Genomic DNA, 12,704 nt, shown 5'->3' with positions numbered 1-12,704 from the left:
GGCGCTCTTTTGAGGGCAGCACCCCGCTCGGGGCTATGCTGTACTTGGCGCGATAAAGCGCGCAGCGGCGGCGTAGTGGCGCCATCCCACGGGCAGGCGCTCGCCCGGCTCAGGTGGTGCGACATCGTAGGGCGGGCTTCAGCCCGCCACGCCTCCTACGCCTCGCCCTACCCTTCCGCCTTCTCTTCCAGCGTCAGCCATTCTTCTTCGGCCTTGGCCAGCGCCTCCTGGCGCTGGGTCAGCGCCTCCATCGCCTTCTGGAACTTCACCGGTTCGCGGGTGAAGAGCTCCGGGTCGGCCATCAGCGCTTCCAGCTTGGCAATCTCGGCGCCGAGCCGGTCGATCTCGGCCGGCAGGGCCTCCAGCCGGTGCTTTTCTGTAAACGAGAGCCCGGATTTCTTAGGGGCTGCCGTCGCAACCTGCGGCTTCTGCGCCGCCTTGGCCCGCGCGGCCGGCGCGCCCGCCTCGACCGCAGTGCCCTGCAGCGGCGCTTCGCCGCCGGCCTGCGCCGCGACATCGCTCCAGCCGCCAGCATAGAGATTGGCCTGCCCGCCTTCCAGCACCAGCGTCATGCTGGCGACGCGGTCGATGAAATCACGGTCGTGGCTGACGAGGATGACGGTGCCGGGGTAGTCGCCCAGCACCTCCTGCAGCAGATCGAGCGTTTCTATGTCGAGATCGTTGGTCGGCTCGTCGAGCACCAGCACGTTGGATTCGCGCGCCATGATCCGCGCCAGCAGCAGCCGCGCCTTCTCGCCGCCCGAGAGGGATTTGACCGGGGCGCGCGCCTGGCTGTCGTCGAAGAGGAAATCCTTGAGGTAGCTCACCACATGCCGGGGCTGGCCGCGCACCATCACCTGGTCGGAGCGGCCGGAGACATTGCCCTCGGCGGTGGTCAGGCTCTCCCACAGGCTGTCTTCGGGGTTCAGCGCCGCGCGGCCTTGATCGAAATGCGCCATTTCCAGATTGGTGCCGTAGCGCACGGTGCCGGCATCCGGGGCCTCTTCGCCCAGCAGCACGCGCAGCAGCGTCGTCTTGCCGGCGCCGTTCGGCCCTACGATAGCAAGGCAATCGCCGCGCTGAAGCGTCAGATCGAGGCCGGAGAAAAGTTGCCGGTCGCCGTAGCCCTTGGCGAGGCCCTTGGCCTCGATCACCTTCTTGCCAGAGGTCTTGCCCTCGCTCAGCTCGAAGGCGGCGGTACCCTGCCGGCGGATCATGTTGGCCCGCTCAGAGCGCAGATCGCCGAGCGCCCGCACCCGGCCCATGTTGCGCTTGCGGCGGGCCGAGATGCCCTCGACCGCCCAGCGGGCCTCTTCCTTGATCTTGCGGTCGAGCTTGTGGCGGGCGAGGTCTTCTTCCTCCCACGCCTTCTCACGCCAGGCCTCGAATTTGGCGAAGCCACTCTCCTGCCGGCGCAGCACGCCGCGGTCGAGCCAGAGCGTGGCGCGGGTCAGCGCGGTGAGGAAGGCACGGTCGTGGCTGATGAGCACGAAGGCGGCGCGGGTGCGCGACAGCTCTTCCTCCAGCCAGCGGATGGCGTTGATGTCGAGATGGTTGGTCGGCTCGTCGAGCAGCATCAGCTCGGGCTCTTCGGCCAGCAGCTTGGCCAGCGCCGCGCGCCGGCGCTCGCCGCCCGAGGCCGCCGAAACGGGGCGGGAGAGGTCGAAGGCCAGCCCTTCGGCCACCTGTTCGATGCGGTACATCTCCGCCTCGTCCAGCTCGCTGGCGGCGAACTCGCCGAGGGTGGCGAAGCCCTCCATCTGCGGGTCTTGCTCGAGATAGGCCACCGAGGTGCCGGGGCCGAGCGCGCGAGAGCCACGGTCTGGCTCGATCTTGCCGGCCATCAGCTTCATCAAAGTGGATTTGCCCGAGCCGTTGCGCCCGACCAGGGCGACACGATCGCCCTCCTGCACGACGGCAGAGAGGCCATCGAAGATCGGATCGCCGCCGAAGGTGAGAGAGATGTCAGTGAGCTGAAGAAGGGGTGCACGGGCCATGTCCGCCAGCTAGCTCGCCGGTGGGGGCGTCGCAAGGGGTGGCGGAGGGAAGCGCCTGTCGCCCCGCTCCGCCCCACGCGCGGAATCAAGGCCGTCAGCCCGCCGCGCGAGCGCCGGGCCGGCGTGCGAGGTGGTCTCGGGGTGCTTCCCCTACCCCGCCACCGCCCGCAGCGCCTTCACCCGCGCCGCGGGGATGGCGCCGATCTCCAGCCCTGTGAAGACATGCAGCGTGTTCATATCGTGATCCACCACCGCATGGTCGCTGACCCAGCCACCCATGGCGAGGTAAGTCTTCAGGAGCGGCGGCAGGCCGAGCCGGCCGCGCCGGCGGTCGGGCACGCGGCGGCGCAGGATCTCGGCGAAAGGATAGACGCTCGGCGCCTTGATGCGGGGCAGAAAGCGGCGCGGCGCCAGATGGCGCTCGCCCAGCATGGTGAAGGCATCGAGATAGGCCTCCGAATCGGTGCCGGCGAAGGAGGAGCAGCCAAAGAGCATTTCGGCGCCCTCCGTCTCGACGATGCAGGTCATGGCGCCCCAGGCGATGCGCAGAACGTCCGCCGCCTCGGCCGCGTTCAGCTCCGGGGTCAGGCAGAAGCGCCCCAGCTCCATCATCGGCCCCTCGAAGGCGGCCAAGGCGGAAAGATCATAGAACTGGGCGGAATAGCTCAGCCCGATCTCGGCGCCGCTCTGCAGCGGCAACAGCCGGAAACAGGCGACCAGCCGGCCGCCGCGCTGCTCTTCGATCATCACGTGGCGGCAGGCGGCGTCGAAATCATCGCTGTCCAGCCCGCCCGGCCGCGGCGCCCCGCCTGCCCGCTCGACGAAGCAGAGGTGCCGCAGGCGCTGGCAGGCGGCCAGATCGCCGGCGTTCGTTGCCTCGCGCGCCTGGTAGCGGCCCTTCACCCACATGACGTGATTCTCCCGCCGGTCTCGGCTGAGGATACGCCCGGCGTGCGACGGTCTGATGAGATTTCTACTCAGACCCGATGAAGTCGCTGGCCTGAATGCGCCCGATCCCGCCGACCAGCTGGGTCAGGAAGGAGACGTCGCTCAGATTGTCATCGGTGACGCGGCGGTCGAGCTCGATGACGCGGCCATCTTCCAGCGCCAGCCGCTCGATATTGCGCAGCACACCGGCGCTGTCGAAATCGAGCGCCAGCACCTCGCGATGCACCTCCTGCGGCTCCAGCAGGCCGTAATGGCGGAAGCGGGAGGAGACGTAATAATAGCTGCCGCCCCGGATCACGCCGCCGGTGGTGGGCGTGCCGATGCGCTCGGCGATGCTCTCGCGCGTGTCCTGCCCGATGGTGACGGTCGAGAAGGCCTCGGCGCTGGGGACGAAGCCGTGATCGCGGTATTGCGCCACACAGGCCGACAGAAGCATCACCGCCGCCAGCGCCGCTGCGCTCATCCAACCCCGTGCCTGCCGCATGCCCTGCCCCTGCTCTGCTTTGGCCCCTGGCCGACCCGGCCGGCGCCTTGCCGCCCCGGGGCCGATGGCCTAGGGCTTTGGGGGAGGGCCATACAACAGACGGCCCGCGTTGTACAAGAAAGCCCGTGCAGCGGCGCGGGCCCCGAAAGGAGCGCGCTCTGGCCTTTCTCGCCAAACATATCGAGCAACTCACCGGCCCCGCTGCGGGGCGCAAGCCGCGCGACATCGTGCTGGCCCCCGAGGCAGACGAGCTGAAAGCCCTGGCCGATGGCCTGGGCATTCTCGGCGTGCGCAAGCTGCGCTTCGAGGGGGTGCTGTCGCCCACCGGCGCGCAGGATTGGCAGCTCACCGGCAAGCTCGGCGCGACCGTCGTGCAGGAATGCGTCGCCACGCTGAAGCCGGTCACCACGCGGCTTGACGAAGACGTCGCCCGCCGTTTCATGGCCGATCTGCCGCCGCCCCCGCCCGGCGAAGTAGAGATGCCGCAGGACGAAACCATCGAGCCGCTCGACAACCGCATCGACGTGGCCGAGATCGTCGAGGAGGCGCTGGCGCTCGCCCTGCCCCCCTGGCCCCGCGCCGACGACGCCCCGCCCGTTGAGGTGCATTCCGGCGACGGCGAAGACCCGGGCGAGGAAAAGCGCGAGAATCCGTTTGCCGCTCTGAAAGGCTTGCGTGACCAGATGGACGGCGACAGCTAGGCCGCAATCGGGCCGGATCGCGAAATCGGGCCACCCTCCCTTGCGTCCTTGGCCCACATGCGTATGTTGCGCGCTCTTTCGGACAAGCGGCTCGACAAGGCGCCATACGGCGGTTATGAGGCGCCGTCCCGATTGAGGACACGGAATTTCACGGGCCACGGCCCGCACGCTACGAGGTTGAGACATGGCCGTCCCACAGAATAAAGTCTCCAAATCGCGCCGGAACATGCGCCGCGCGCACGATTCCCTTTCCGCCGCGAACCCCAACGAATGCCCGAGCTGCGGTGAGCTGAAGCGCCCGCATCACGTGTGCCCCTCCTGCGGTCACTATGCGGACCGCGAAGTCGTGGCCGTCGGCTCCGAGATCGACATCGACGACGACGCGGCCTGAGCCGCGCGTCCCGCGGAAGAGTCAGCATGACCTCCCAGAGCCCGGATAGCTCCAAGTCGGCGCAGCCGGGCTCTGTTGTTCTTTCGGTCGATGCCATGGGTTCGGATGCCGGACCCTCGATGGTGGTCGCCGGGCTGGCGAAGTTCCTCAAGACCGATCCCAACGTTCGCGTGCTGCTGCACGGCCCCCGCGCCGAGCTGCAGTCGCTGGTTGCCAGGCGCAAGCTGGAAGACCGCGTCTCTATCGTAGAGGCGGACGGTGTCGTTTCGATGACAGACAAGCCCAGCCAGGTCATGCGCCGTGGCAAGGGCACGTCGATGTGGTCGGCGCTCGAATCCGTGCGCGATGGCGAGGCGGCGGTCTGCGTTTCCTGCGGAAATACCGGCGCGCTGATGGCGCTGTCGATGCTGCGCCTGCGAAAGGTCGAGGGCGTGAACCGCCCTGCCATCGCCGGGCTCTGGCCCAGCCACAACCCCGCCGGTTACAACGTGCTGCTCGACGCCGGCGCCGATATCCGCGCCGATCAGGACGATCTGCTCGCCTATGCCCTCATGGGCAGTTCCTACGCCCGCAACGGCCTTGGCATCGAGCGCCCGCGCGTGGGCCTGCTCAATGTGGGCGTCGAAGAGCACAAGGGCCGGGCCGAGCTGAAGGTGGCGCAAGAGCTGATCGCCCGCGCCGCGCCGAGCGCCGATTTCGAGTTCGTCGGCTTCGTCGAAGGCTCAGAAATGGCGTCTGACCGGGTGGATGTGATCGTCACCGACGGCTTCACCGGCAACGTCGCGCTCAAGACCGGCGAAGGCACCGCGCAGCTCATGGGCGGCTTCATGCGCGAAGCCTTCATGAAGACACCGCTCAGCCGCGTCGCCTCGCTCCTCGCTTACACATCCATCAAGCGCCTGCGCAATCGGATGGACCCGCGCCGCTCGAACGGCGGCGTGTTCCTTGGACTCAATGGCACCGTGGTTAAGAGCCATGGCTCGGCCGATGCCACTGCGATGGCCGCGGCGCTCAAGCTTTCGGCCCAGCTCGCCCGCAGCGGCTTCGCCGACCGGCTGGCGGCACGGGTTGCAAGTGCGACCTCGCTGACACAGGATAACGGCGAGGCAGACACGGCCCCGGAAGAGGCCGAAACGGGCAAGGCAGACAAATGACCGTCAGGGCAGTGGTGAAGGGTGTCGGGCATTATCTGCCCGAACGGATTGTGCCCAATGCGGAATTCGAAGAGTCGCTCGACACCAGCGACGAATGGATTCGCACCCGCTCTGGTATCGAGCGCCGGCATTTCGCCGCGGAGGGCGAGACGACCTCCAGCATGGCCACGACGGCGGCTGAGCGCGCGCTCGAAAGCGCCGGGCTGGCCGCCGAGGATATCGACGCGCTGATCGTCGCGACCTCCACCGCCGATTTCACCTTCCCTTCCGCCGCCAGCATGGTGCAGTCGAACCTGGGCATGAAGGCCGGCTATGCCTTTGACGTGCAAGCGGTTTGCGCGGGCTTTGTCTATGCGCTTTCGCAGGCGAACGCGCTGATCGTATCCGGCCAGGCGCGCCGGGTGATGGTGATCGGCGCCGAGACCTTCTCGAAACTGATGGACTGGACAGACCGGTCCACCTGCGTGCTCTTCGGCGATGGCGCCGGCGCGCTGATCCTGGAATCCGAGATCGGCTATGGCCAGCCCACCGACCGGGGCATCCTCGCCACCGATCTGCACAGCGACGGCACTTACCGCGAGCTGCTCTATGTCGATGGCGGCGTCTCCACCGGCACCACCGGGCATCTGCGCATGCAGGGCCGCGAAGTCTTCCGCCATGCGGTGGAAAAGCTTGCCGCCACGGCGCATGAGGCGCTGGGCAAGGCCGGGCTGACAGCCGAGGACGTCGACTGGATCGTGCCGCACCAGGCCAACCTGCGCATTATCACCGCCACGGCGCAGAAGATGGGCCTGCCGATGAGCAAGGTCGTTGTGACGGTGCAGGATCACGGCAATACCTCCGCCGCCTCTATCCCGCTGGCCCTGTCGGTGGGTGTCGAGCGCGGACAGATCGCTGAGGGCGATGTGCTGGTGACCGAGGCGATCGGCGGCGGTCTGGCCTGGGGCTCGGTCGTGCTGCGCTGGTAGCGCGCCCCCAAATCGCCGCACGTCAGCAGCGCGCGCCAAGCCGTTGATATTGACTTTTTTTCGTGAGGCACCCACTCTCCCGTCAAAACGGGGGATGTTATGGCTAGTAAGACGTTGACGCGGATGGACCTTGCAGAGGCTGTCCATAACGAAGTTGGTCTGTCGCGCAACGACAGCGCCCAGATGGTTGAATCGGTGCTGAACCACCTGTCCGACGCTCTGGTGCGCGGCGAAAGCGTGAAAATCTCCTCGTTCGGCACCTTCTCGGTTCGGGAAAAGGCGGCTCGCGTGGGCCGCAACCCGAAGACCGGCGAAGAAGTGCCGATTCACCCGCGCCGCGTGCTCACCTTTCGCGCCTCGCATCTGATGAAGGATCGCGTGGCCGAGGGGAACCGCGAGTAACCGCGAAAAGGGAGCGGCATGGCCAAGTCGAAGGACGCCTTCCGCACCATCAGCGAAGTGGCAGACTGGCTTGAAACGCCGGCCCACGTGCTGCGGTTCTGGGAAAGCAAGTTCAACCAGGTGCGCCCGGTCAAGCGCGCCGGCGGGCGGCGCTATTACCGGCCCGACGACATGGCGCTGCTCGGCGGCATCAAGGCGCTGCTGCACAACGAAGGCATGACGATCAAGGGCGTGCAGAAGCTGCTGCGCGAGCAGGGCGTGGCCCATGTCGCCGCCCTCGCCCCGCCGCGCATAGGCGAAGAAGACGAGGGCCTGGTCGAGGCCGAGGCCCTTCCCGCGCCGAATCTTCGGCTGGTCTCGGACGAGGTGGCGGAAGAGCTGCCGGAGGTTGAGGAGGCTGAGGTCGAGGAAGCGGAGATCGTTGAGGCCGAGCTCTCGGAGGATTCTCAGGAGCCTGATGTTGAGCCGGAGCCGGTCGCGGAGCCCGAGCTCGATGCTGAAGCCGAGCACGTTGCGAAGCCAGAGGCCGTCACAGAGCCTGAAGAAACCGCCGAGCCGGAGCCCGAAACCGAACTCGTCGCCGTCAGCGAACTCGCCGAGCCGCCGCGCGCGGAAGAGGCCGAGCCGGCCGCTGCCCCCGCATCGCCGCCCCCGGCGCGCCCCGCGCCCAAGGTGGCGCGACGTCAGGTCTGGCTGCTCGGTCGCGTGGCCGCTGCCAAACCTTCGGAACTCAAGGCAAAAACTGGCGCACTCGCGCCGCTGATCCCGTTTTTGACGGCTCATCGCGATGCCCTGCGCGATGCGCGATAAACCCGCCGGTTTCGGCTTGCACGGGGCGGCAGAATTGCCCATAAGCCCTCGCAGTCGGGCTATAGCGCAGCTTGGTAGCGCGTCCGTCTGGGGGACGGAAGGTCGCAGGTTCAAGTCCTGCTAGCCCGACCAATCACACCGCATCCGCCCAGTCGGCTCCCCCAGAACCGCCGGGCAAAGCCTTTGAACGAGGGGGCTTTCGTATGAGTGGTGTCCTTCCCTGCCAGGAAATCGAGGCGATGATCGCCCGCGGCGAGATCGCCGCCGGTGCCGACTTCGTCGACGGCCAGGTGCAGCCCGCCAGCCTCGACCTGCGGCTCGGCCATAAGGCCTGGCGCCTGCGCGCCTCGTTCCTGCCCGGCGAAGGCAAGCGGGTGGAAGAGCGGCTGGATGGCCTCGCCATGCACGAGATCGATCTTGGTCCCGGCGCCGTGCTGGAGAAGGGCTGCGTTTACCTCGTGCCGCTGATGGAACGGCTCGCCCTGCCCCCGGGCCTCTCCGCCGTCGCCAATGCCAAAAGCTCCACGGGCCGGCTCGACCTGCTCACCCGCTGCATCATCGACGGCGGCGCGGAGTTCGACCGGGTGCCCGCCGGCTACGAAGGCCCGCTCTATGCCGAGATCTGCCCGCGCAGCTTCTCGGTGCTGGTGCGGCCGGGCATGCGCCTCAACCAGATTCGCTTTCGCGACGGTGAAGCGCGGCTGAGCGACGACGCGCTTCGGGCGCTCCACGAGGAGGCGCCGCTGGTCTCCGGCAGCCCCCATATCGACGAGGGGCTCGGCTTCTCCGTCGATCTCGGCGGCAAGCTGGCGGGATGGCGGGCCAAACCGCATTCCGGCGTGATCGACCTCGACCGCATCGGCCATTACACGCCCGAGGAATTCTGGGAGCCGGTGCGCGCCGAGCGCGGCGCCATGATCCTCGATCCCGGCGCCTTCTACATCCTCGTCAGCCGCGAGGCGGTTACGATCCCGCCCGATTATGCCGCCGAGATGGCGCCCTACCTCGCCATGGTCGGCGAGTTCCGGGTGCATTACGCCGGCTTCTTCGATCCGGGATTCGGCCATTCCAGCGCTGGGGGCAACGGCAGCCGTGGCGTGCTGGAGGTGCGCTGCCACGAGGCGCCCTTCGTGCTGGAGCACGGGCAGATCGTGGGGCGGCTGGTCTATGAGCGGATGGCGGCCCCGCCAGAGCGGCTCTACGGGCGCGAGATCGCGTCGAACTACCAGGGCCAGGGGCTGCGGCTGGCGAAACATTTCGCGGAACCGGCCAGCTAAGCGCCGGAAACCATATGGTTTCCGCCTGCGATTTCCATATGGAAATCGCTGCTCAACCTTCGAACATATCGCTCTGCCCGTCGTCCGCCGAGGACTCGTCCTCGGTGTCCGTCCCCGGTGGCGGTCGATTTTCCAGCAGGCCGGCAGCGCGCAATTCGCGCAGGCCCGGCAGGTCACGCGGGGTCTCCAGCCCGAAGTGATCGAGAAACTCCGGCGTCACCACGAAGGTCACCGGGCGGCCCGGCGTCATCTTGCGGCGGCCAAAGCGGATCCAGTCCAGCTCGATGAGCTGGTCGATGGTGCCCCGACTGACGGAGACGCCGCGAATCTCCTCGATCTCGGCCCGGGTGACCGGTTGGTGATAGGCGATGATGGCCAGTGTCTCGATGGCGGCGCGCGAGAGCTTGCGCGTCTCCACGACCTCTTCATGCATCAAGAAGCCCAGGTCGGGCGCCGTGCGAATGGCCCAGGCGTCGCCCACGCGCACCACCTGCACGCCGCGACCTTCGTAGCGTTTGCGCAGGTGCTGCACCGCCTCGGCGGGTTCAGAGCCATGCGGCATCCGCCCGATCATCTGCTGGATGGTCAAGGGCTCGGCCGAAGCGAAGAGCATGGCCTCGACCATACGCTCCTGCTCGCCCATGGGCGGCGCCTCGAAGAGCGACTTTTCCGGCTCGTCAGTCATTGGCGGCCTCCGGCGGGCCCTCGCCACCCCCCCCCGCCGCCGCGCTTGCCGCGCACCTCGATTGGCGCGAAGGTCTCGCCCTGGCGCAGCTCGGCCCGGCCTTCCTTCACCAGCTCCAGCATGGCGGCGAATGTGGCGGCTGTGGCAGAGCGGCGCTTCTTCGGCTCACTCTCCCAGCCCGAGGGCAGGAAGCGCGAGATATCAGACCATTGCGCCTCATAGCCGATGATGCCGCGCAGGCGCCCCAAAGCCTCTTCCATCGTGTAGATCGACTCGCGGTCGAGCACGAAGGGGCGGAACTCGCCCTTTGTCTGCAGCCGCGCATAGGCCTGCATCAGGTCGAGCAGGCTGGCTGTCCAGGCGGTGCGGCGCACCCGGGTGACATCGGCGGTGATGCCGCGAACAAAGAACTCGCGGCCCTTCTGGTCGCGCGCCATCAGATCGGCAGAGCGCTCGCGCATCGCCGCCAGCCGCTCCAGCTGAAAGGCCAGATGCGCTGCCAGTTCCTCACCCGAGGGCCCCTCCTCCGCCGGGTCGGGCGGCAGCAGCAGGCGTGATTTGAGGAAGGCCAGCCAGGCGGCCATGACCAGGTAATCTGCCGCCAGCTCGATGCGCAGGGCCTTCGCCTCTTCGACGAAGGCGAGGTATTGCTCGGCAAGCGCGAGGATGGAGATCTGCCGCAGATCGACCTTCTGGGTGCGAGACAGCATCAGCAGCACATCGAGCGGGCCCTCGTAGCCCTCGACATCGACGATCAGCGCCTCGGCGGCGCGCCGCGCCTCGATGGATGTGACGTTGCTCTCTTCCATCCCGCTCCCGCCCTGCCCTTTTCCGGGCCGGCTATCCCAGCAGCGCGGCCAGCTCGGCGCGCAGCTCATCGGCCTCCGCCGGTTCGGGCGATTGCCGCTCCATCAGGGCCACCTCGGCCCGGTCGAGCGCCATGGGGCTCATCGGCCCCGCGGCCTCCACCACCGCCTGCATCTCGCTGAGGCGACCGTTGCAGTGGAGCACGAGGTCGCAGCCCGCCGCAATGGCATTGGCGCTGCGCTCGGCCAGCGAGCCGGAGAGCGCCTCCATCGAGACGTCATCGGTCATCAGCAGGCCGGAGAAGCCGATGTCGCGGCGGATGAGGGCGATCACCTCGGGCGAGAGCGTGCCGGGGCGCACAGGGTCGATCGCCTCGTAGATGGCATGCGAGGTCATGCCCATGCGCATGTCGCGGAGCGCGTGGAACGGGGCGAAGTCGCGCGCGGCCAGAGCTTCGGCCGAGGCGGTGACGCGGGCGGGCTCGAGGTGGCTGTCCACCTGCGCGCGGCCATAGCCGGGGATGTGTTTCAGCACCGGCAGCACGCCGCCAGCGCGCAGCCCCTCTGCCGCGGCGCGGGCGGCATCGACGACCACCGGGATCTCGCTGCCATAAAGGCGGTTGCGCAGGACAGGATGCGTTTCGTCCTCGACCAGATCGGCGAGCGGGGCGCAATTCACGTCGATGCCGACGCTGCGCAGATCCTCGGCGATCAGCCGGTAGCGCAGCCATTGGGCGCGGATCGGGTCGCTCGCGCGGGCCATCTGGTCGAGCGCGGGCAGGTAATGCGGCCAGAGCGGCGGGCCGAGGCGTTCGACGCGGCCGCCCTCCTGGTCGATCAGAACGGGCGCGTTGCGGCCGACAGACTGGCGCAGCTCGCCGGTCAGCACGTTAAGCTGCTCCGGGTCTTCGACGTTGCGGGCGAAGAGGATGAAGCCCCAGGGCTGCGCGCCCGCGAAGAAGGCGCGCTCGTCCTCGCTCAGGCTCGTTCCCTCGATGCCGAGGATTGTGGCGTTCAGCACTATTCCACCAGATAGGGGATGCAGCCGGCGTCTTCCGCGGCCAGGGCCGAGCAGAAGCGCCGGGCGTCGCCGAGAGCTTCGAAGCCCTTCATGCGCAGCCGGTAAAAGGTCGACCCGCCAGCCTGGGCGGTCTGCACCACGGGTTCGCGGTCACCGATAAGCTCGCCGAAATCGCCCTGGATCATGGCCCAGGCGTCGTTGGCGAGCTCGGCGCTGGCGAAGGCGCCCAGCTGAACGAGCACGGTGCCGGCGGGCAGCGGGGCCTCTGCGACCGTCAGATTGTCGCTCGGCGCATCAGCCGCGGGCTCGCTGCTGCTGTCGGTCATCACCAGCGAGGACGGGCGCGCCGGCGGGCGCGGCGCTTGGGCGACGCCGGGAATGGACGTGTCGATGCGGGCGGTAGCCACGTCTGTTTCGGCCGGGGCCTCTTCGGCCGGCGCGGCGGCGTCCTCTTCGATGCCGGCGGTGATGTCTTCATCCTCCAGCGCCTCGAAGGCGGCGGCCGTCACCTGGGGTGTCTCGACGGGCGCAAAGGTGCCGCCATCCTCCTCGGCCATCTCGGCAATGGCATCGGCGAGGGCGATGACGCCTTCGGCATCGAGCGGGGCGCCGTCCTCTTCCCGCAGTGCGGCGGCAATCAGCGGGGTCTCTTCTTCCTCATCCATGAAATCTCCGCGTAGCTCATCGGCTTCGGCGGTCATAACATGGGCCAGATCTTCTTCGGCGAGCGACAGGGGCTGGGGTGCGAGCACCAGCGCGTCGGATTCGGCCACGGCAGACCCGACGGCGGCAACCTCGTTGACGGACAGGCCCATATGCGGGGCGACTTCGCCGCCGGGGCTGGCCGGCGCCTCGCGCATTGGGCCCGACATGGCGCGCACCACGGGCACGCCCGTCGCATCGCGCAGCATCAGCTGGTAGCCCCAGACGCCAATGCCTGCCACGAGTGCCAGCGAGAGCCCGGCCCCCGCGAGTTGCACCAGCGCGCCCGGGGCCAAGCCCCGGCGCCCCGGCAATGTGCCTTCAGGGATCGCCGCCATGTCTGCCTCACTGCCCGGCG

Annotated in this window: 14 protein-coding genes and 1 tRNA gene; 8 read left to right on the top strand and 7 right to left on the bottom strand. The window is 68.2% G+C overall.

Going from position 1 to position 12,704, the window contains the following annotated elements; translation table 11 throughout:
- Positions 1-167: 167 nt before the first annotated feature.
- The 3 genes from ACXN5S_RS18405 to ACXN5S_RS18395 all read right to left on the bottom strand — a co-directional run bounded on the left by ACXN5S_RS18405 (position 168) and on the right by ACXN5S_RS18395 (position 3,408).
- Positions 168-1,997 (bottom strand): ABC-F family ATP-binding cassette domain-containing protein, encoded by a 1,830-nt coding sequence (locus ACXN5S_RS18405; protein ID WP_458606942.1) that lies wholly within the window; start codon positions 1,995-1,997, stop codon positions 168-170.
- Positions 1,998-2,147: 150 nt separating this feature from the next.
- A complete protein-coding gene (locus tag ACXN5S_RS18400) occupies positions 2,148-2,906 on the bottom strand; it encodes a GNAT family N-acetyltransferase (RefSeq protein WP_458606941.1) in 759 nt (252 codons plus the stop codon).
- A 64-nt stretch (positions 2,907-2,970) separates the two neighbouring features.
- The gene (locus tag ACXN5S_RS18395) at positions 2,971-3,408 is read right to left on the bottom strand and encodes an outer membrane protein assembly factor BamE (RefSeq protein WP_458606940.1); all 438 of its coding nucleotides are present in this window, start codon (positions 3,406-3,408) and stop codon (positions 2,971-2,973) included.
- A gap of 146 nt (positions 3,409-3,554) precedes the next feature.
- Here ACXN5S_RS18395 and ACXN5S_RS18390 point away from each other — a divergent pair, with 146 nt between their 5' ends.
- The 8 genes from ACXN5S_RS18390 to ACXN5S_RS18355 all read left to right on the top strand — a co-directional run bounded on the left by ACXN5S_RS18390 (position 3,555) and on the right by ACXN5S_RS18355 (position 9,132).
- On the top strand, positions 3,555-4,130 hold the full coding sequence (locus tag ACXN5S_RS18390) for a YceD family protein (RefSeq protein ID WP_458606939.1): 576 nt from the start codon (positions 3,555-3,557) through the stop codon (positions 4,128-4,130).
- A 184-nt stretch (positions 4,131-4,314) separates the two neighbouring features.
- Complete coding sequence (rpmF, locus tag ACXN5S_RS18385) at positions 4,315-4,521, top strand: 50S ribosomal protein L32 (protein WP_458606938.1); 207 nt, start codon at positions 4,315-4,317, stop codon at positions 4,519-4,521.
- Positions 4,522-4,547: 26 nt separating this feature from the next.
- The gene (gene plsX, locus ACXN5S_RS18380) at positions 4,548-5,675 is read left to right on the top strand and encodes a phosphate acyltransferase PlsX (RefSeq protein WP_458606937.1); all 1,128 of its coding nucleotides are present in this window, start codon (positions 4,548-4,550) and stop codon (positions 5,673-5,675) included.
- Positions 5,672-6,643, top strand: coding sequence for a beta-ketoacyl-ACP synthase III (locus ACXN5S_RS18375; RefSeq protein ID WP_458606936.1), 972 nt, complete (start codon positions 5,672-5,674; stop codon positions 6,641-6,643). Before plsX ends, ACXN5S_RS18375 begins: the two co-directional genes overlap by 4 nt.
- A 99-nt stretch (positions 6,644-6,742) precedes the next feature.
- Entirely contained in the window at positions 6,743-7,045 is a 303-nt protein-coding gene (ihfA, locus tag ACXN5S_RS18370) for an integration host factor subunit alpha (RefSeq protein ID WP_458606935.1), read from the top strand.
- Positions 7,046-7,063: 18 nt separating this feature from the next.
- The gene (locus tag ACXN5S_RS18365; RefSeq protein WP_458606934.1) at positions 7,064-7,855 is read left to right on the top strand and encodes a MerR family transcriptional regulator; all 792 of its coding nucleotides are present in this window, start codon (positions 7,064-7,066) and stop codon (positions 7,853-7,855) included.
- Between the two features lie 55 nt (positions 7,856-7,910).
- A tRNA-Pro gene (locus tag ACXN5S_RS18360) sits at positions 7,911-7,987 on the top strand.
- A gap of 71 nt (positions 7,988-8,058) precedes the next feature.
- Positions 8,059-9,132 carry a 2'-deoxycytidine 5'-triphosphate deaminase gene (locus ACXN5S_RS18355; protein WP_458606933.1) on the top strand — a complete coding sequence of 358 codons (1,074 nt, stop codon included), beginning with the start codon at positions 8,059-8,061 and terminating at the stop codon, positions 9,130-9,132.
- Positions 9,133-9,184: 52 nt separating this feature from the next.
- Here the strand turns inward: ACXN5S_RS18355 and scpB are convergent, their stop codons facing one another.
- Genes scpB through ACXN5S_RS18335 form a run of 4 tightly spaced genes read right to left on the bottom strand, consistent with a single transcriptional unit; the run spans position 9,185 to position 12,684 of the window.
- Entirely contained in the window at positions 9,185-9,817 is a 633-nt protein-coding gene (scpB, locus tag ACXN5S_RS18350; protein WP_458606932.1) for an SMC-Scp complex subunit ScpB, read from the bottom strand.
- Positions 9,814-10,626: a segregation and condensation protein A gene (locus ACXN5S_RS18345; RefSeq protein ID WP_458606931.1), complete on the bottom strand. Its 813-nt coding sequence runs from the start codon at positions 10,624-10,626 to the stop codon at positions 9,814-9,816. The genes scpB and ACXN5S_RS18345 overlap by 4 nt, the downstream gene beginning before the upstream one ends.
- A 31-nt stretch (positions 10,627-10,657) precedes the next feature.
- Positions 10,658-11,644: a glycoside hydrolase family 3 N-terminal domain-containing protein gene (locus ACXN5S_RS18340; protein WP_458606930.1), complete on the bottom strand. Its 987-nt coding sequence runs from the start codon at positions 11,642-11,644 to the stop codon at positions 10,658-10,660.
- Positions 11,644-12,684 (bottom strand): SPOR domain-containing protein, encoded by a 1,041-nt coding sequence (locus ACXN5S_RS18335; RefSeq protein WP_458606929.1) that lies wholly within the window; start codon positions 12,682-12,684, stop codon positions 11,644-11,646. The genes ACXN5S_RS18340 and ACXN5S_RS18335 overlap by 1 nt, the downstream gene beginning before the upstream one ends.
- Positions 12,685-12,704 lie beyond the last annotated feature (20 nt).

The sequence above is a fragment of the Pseudoroseicyclus sp. H15 genome (assembly GCF_054353345.1).
This window is presented reverse-complemented; position numbering and strand designations above follow the sequence as displayed.

Coding starts and splice junctions, on each gene's coding strand:
- ACXN5S_RS18365 (WP_458606934.1), top strand. CDS start 7,064: ATGGCCAAGTCGAAGGACGCCTTCCGCACCATCAGCGAAGTGGCAGAC.
- ACXN5S_RS18395 (WP_458606940.1), bottom strand. CDS start 3,408: ATGAGCGCAGCGGCGCTGGCGGCGGTGATGCTTCTGTCGGCCTGTGTG.
- ihfA (WP_458606935.1), top strand. CDS start 6,743: ATGGCTAGTAAGACGTTGACGCGGATGGACCTTGCAGAGGCTGTCCAT.
- plsX (WP_458606937.1), top strand. CDS start 4,548: ATGACCTCCCAGAGCCCGGATAGCTCCAAGTCGGCGCAGCCGGGCTCT.
- scpB (WP_458606932.1), bottom strand. CDS start 9,817: ATGACTGACGAGCCGGAAAAGTCGCTCTTCGAGGCGCCGCCCATGGGC.
- rpmF (WP_458606938.1), top strand. CDS start 4,315: ATGGCCGTCCCACAGAATAAAGTCTCCAAATCGCGCCGGAACATGCGC.
- ACXN5S_RS18400 (WP_458606941.1), bottom strand. CDS start 2,906: ATGTGGGTGAAGGGCCGCTACCAGGCGCGCGAGGCAACGAACGCCGGC.
- ACXN5S_RS18405 (WP_458606942.1), bottom strand. CDS start 1,997: ATGGCCCGTGCACCCCTTCTTCAGCTCACTGACATCTCTCTCACCTTC.
- ACXN5S_RS18355 (WP_458606933.1), top strand. CDS start 8,059: ATGAGTGGTGTCCTTCCCTGCCAGGAAATCGAGGCGATGATCGCCCGC.
- ACXN5S_RS18375 (WP_458606936.1), top strand. CDS start 5,672: ATGACCGTCAGGGCAGTGGTGAAGGGTGTCGGGCATTATCTGCCCGAA.
- ACXN5S_RS18335 (WP_458606929.1), bottom strand. CDS start 12,684: ATGGCGGCGATCCCTGAAGGCACATTGCCGGGGCGCCGGGGCTTGGCC.
- ACXN5S_RS18345 (WP_458606931.1), bottom strand. CDS start 10,626: ATGGAAGAGAGCAACGTCACATCCATCGAGGCGCGGCGCGCCGCCGAG.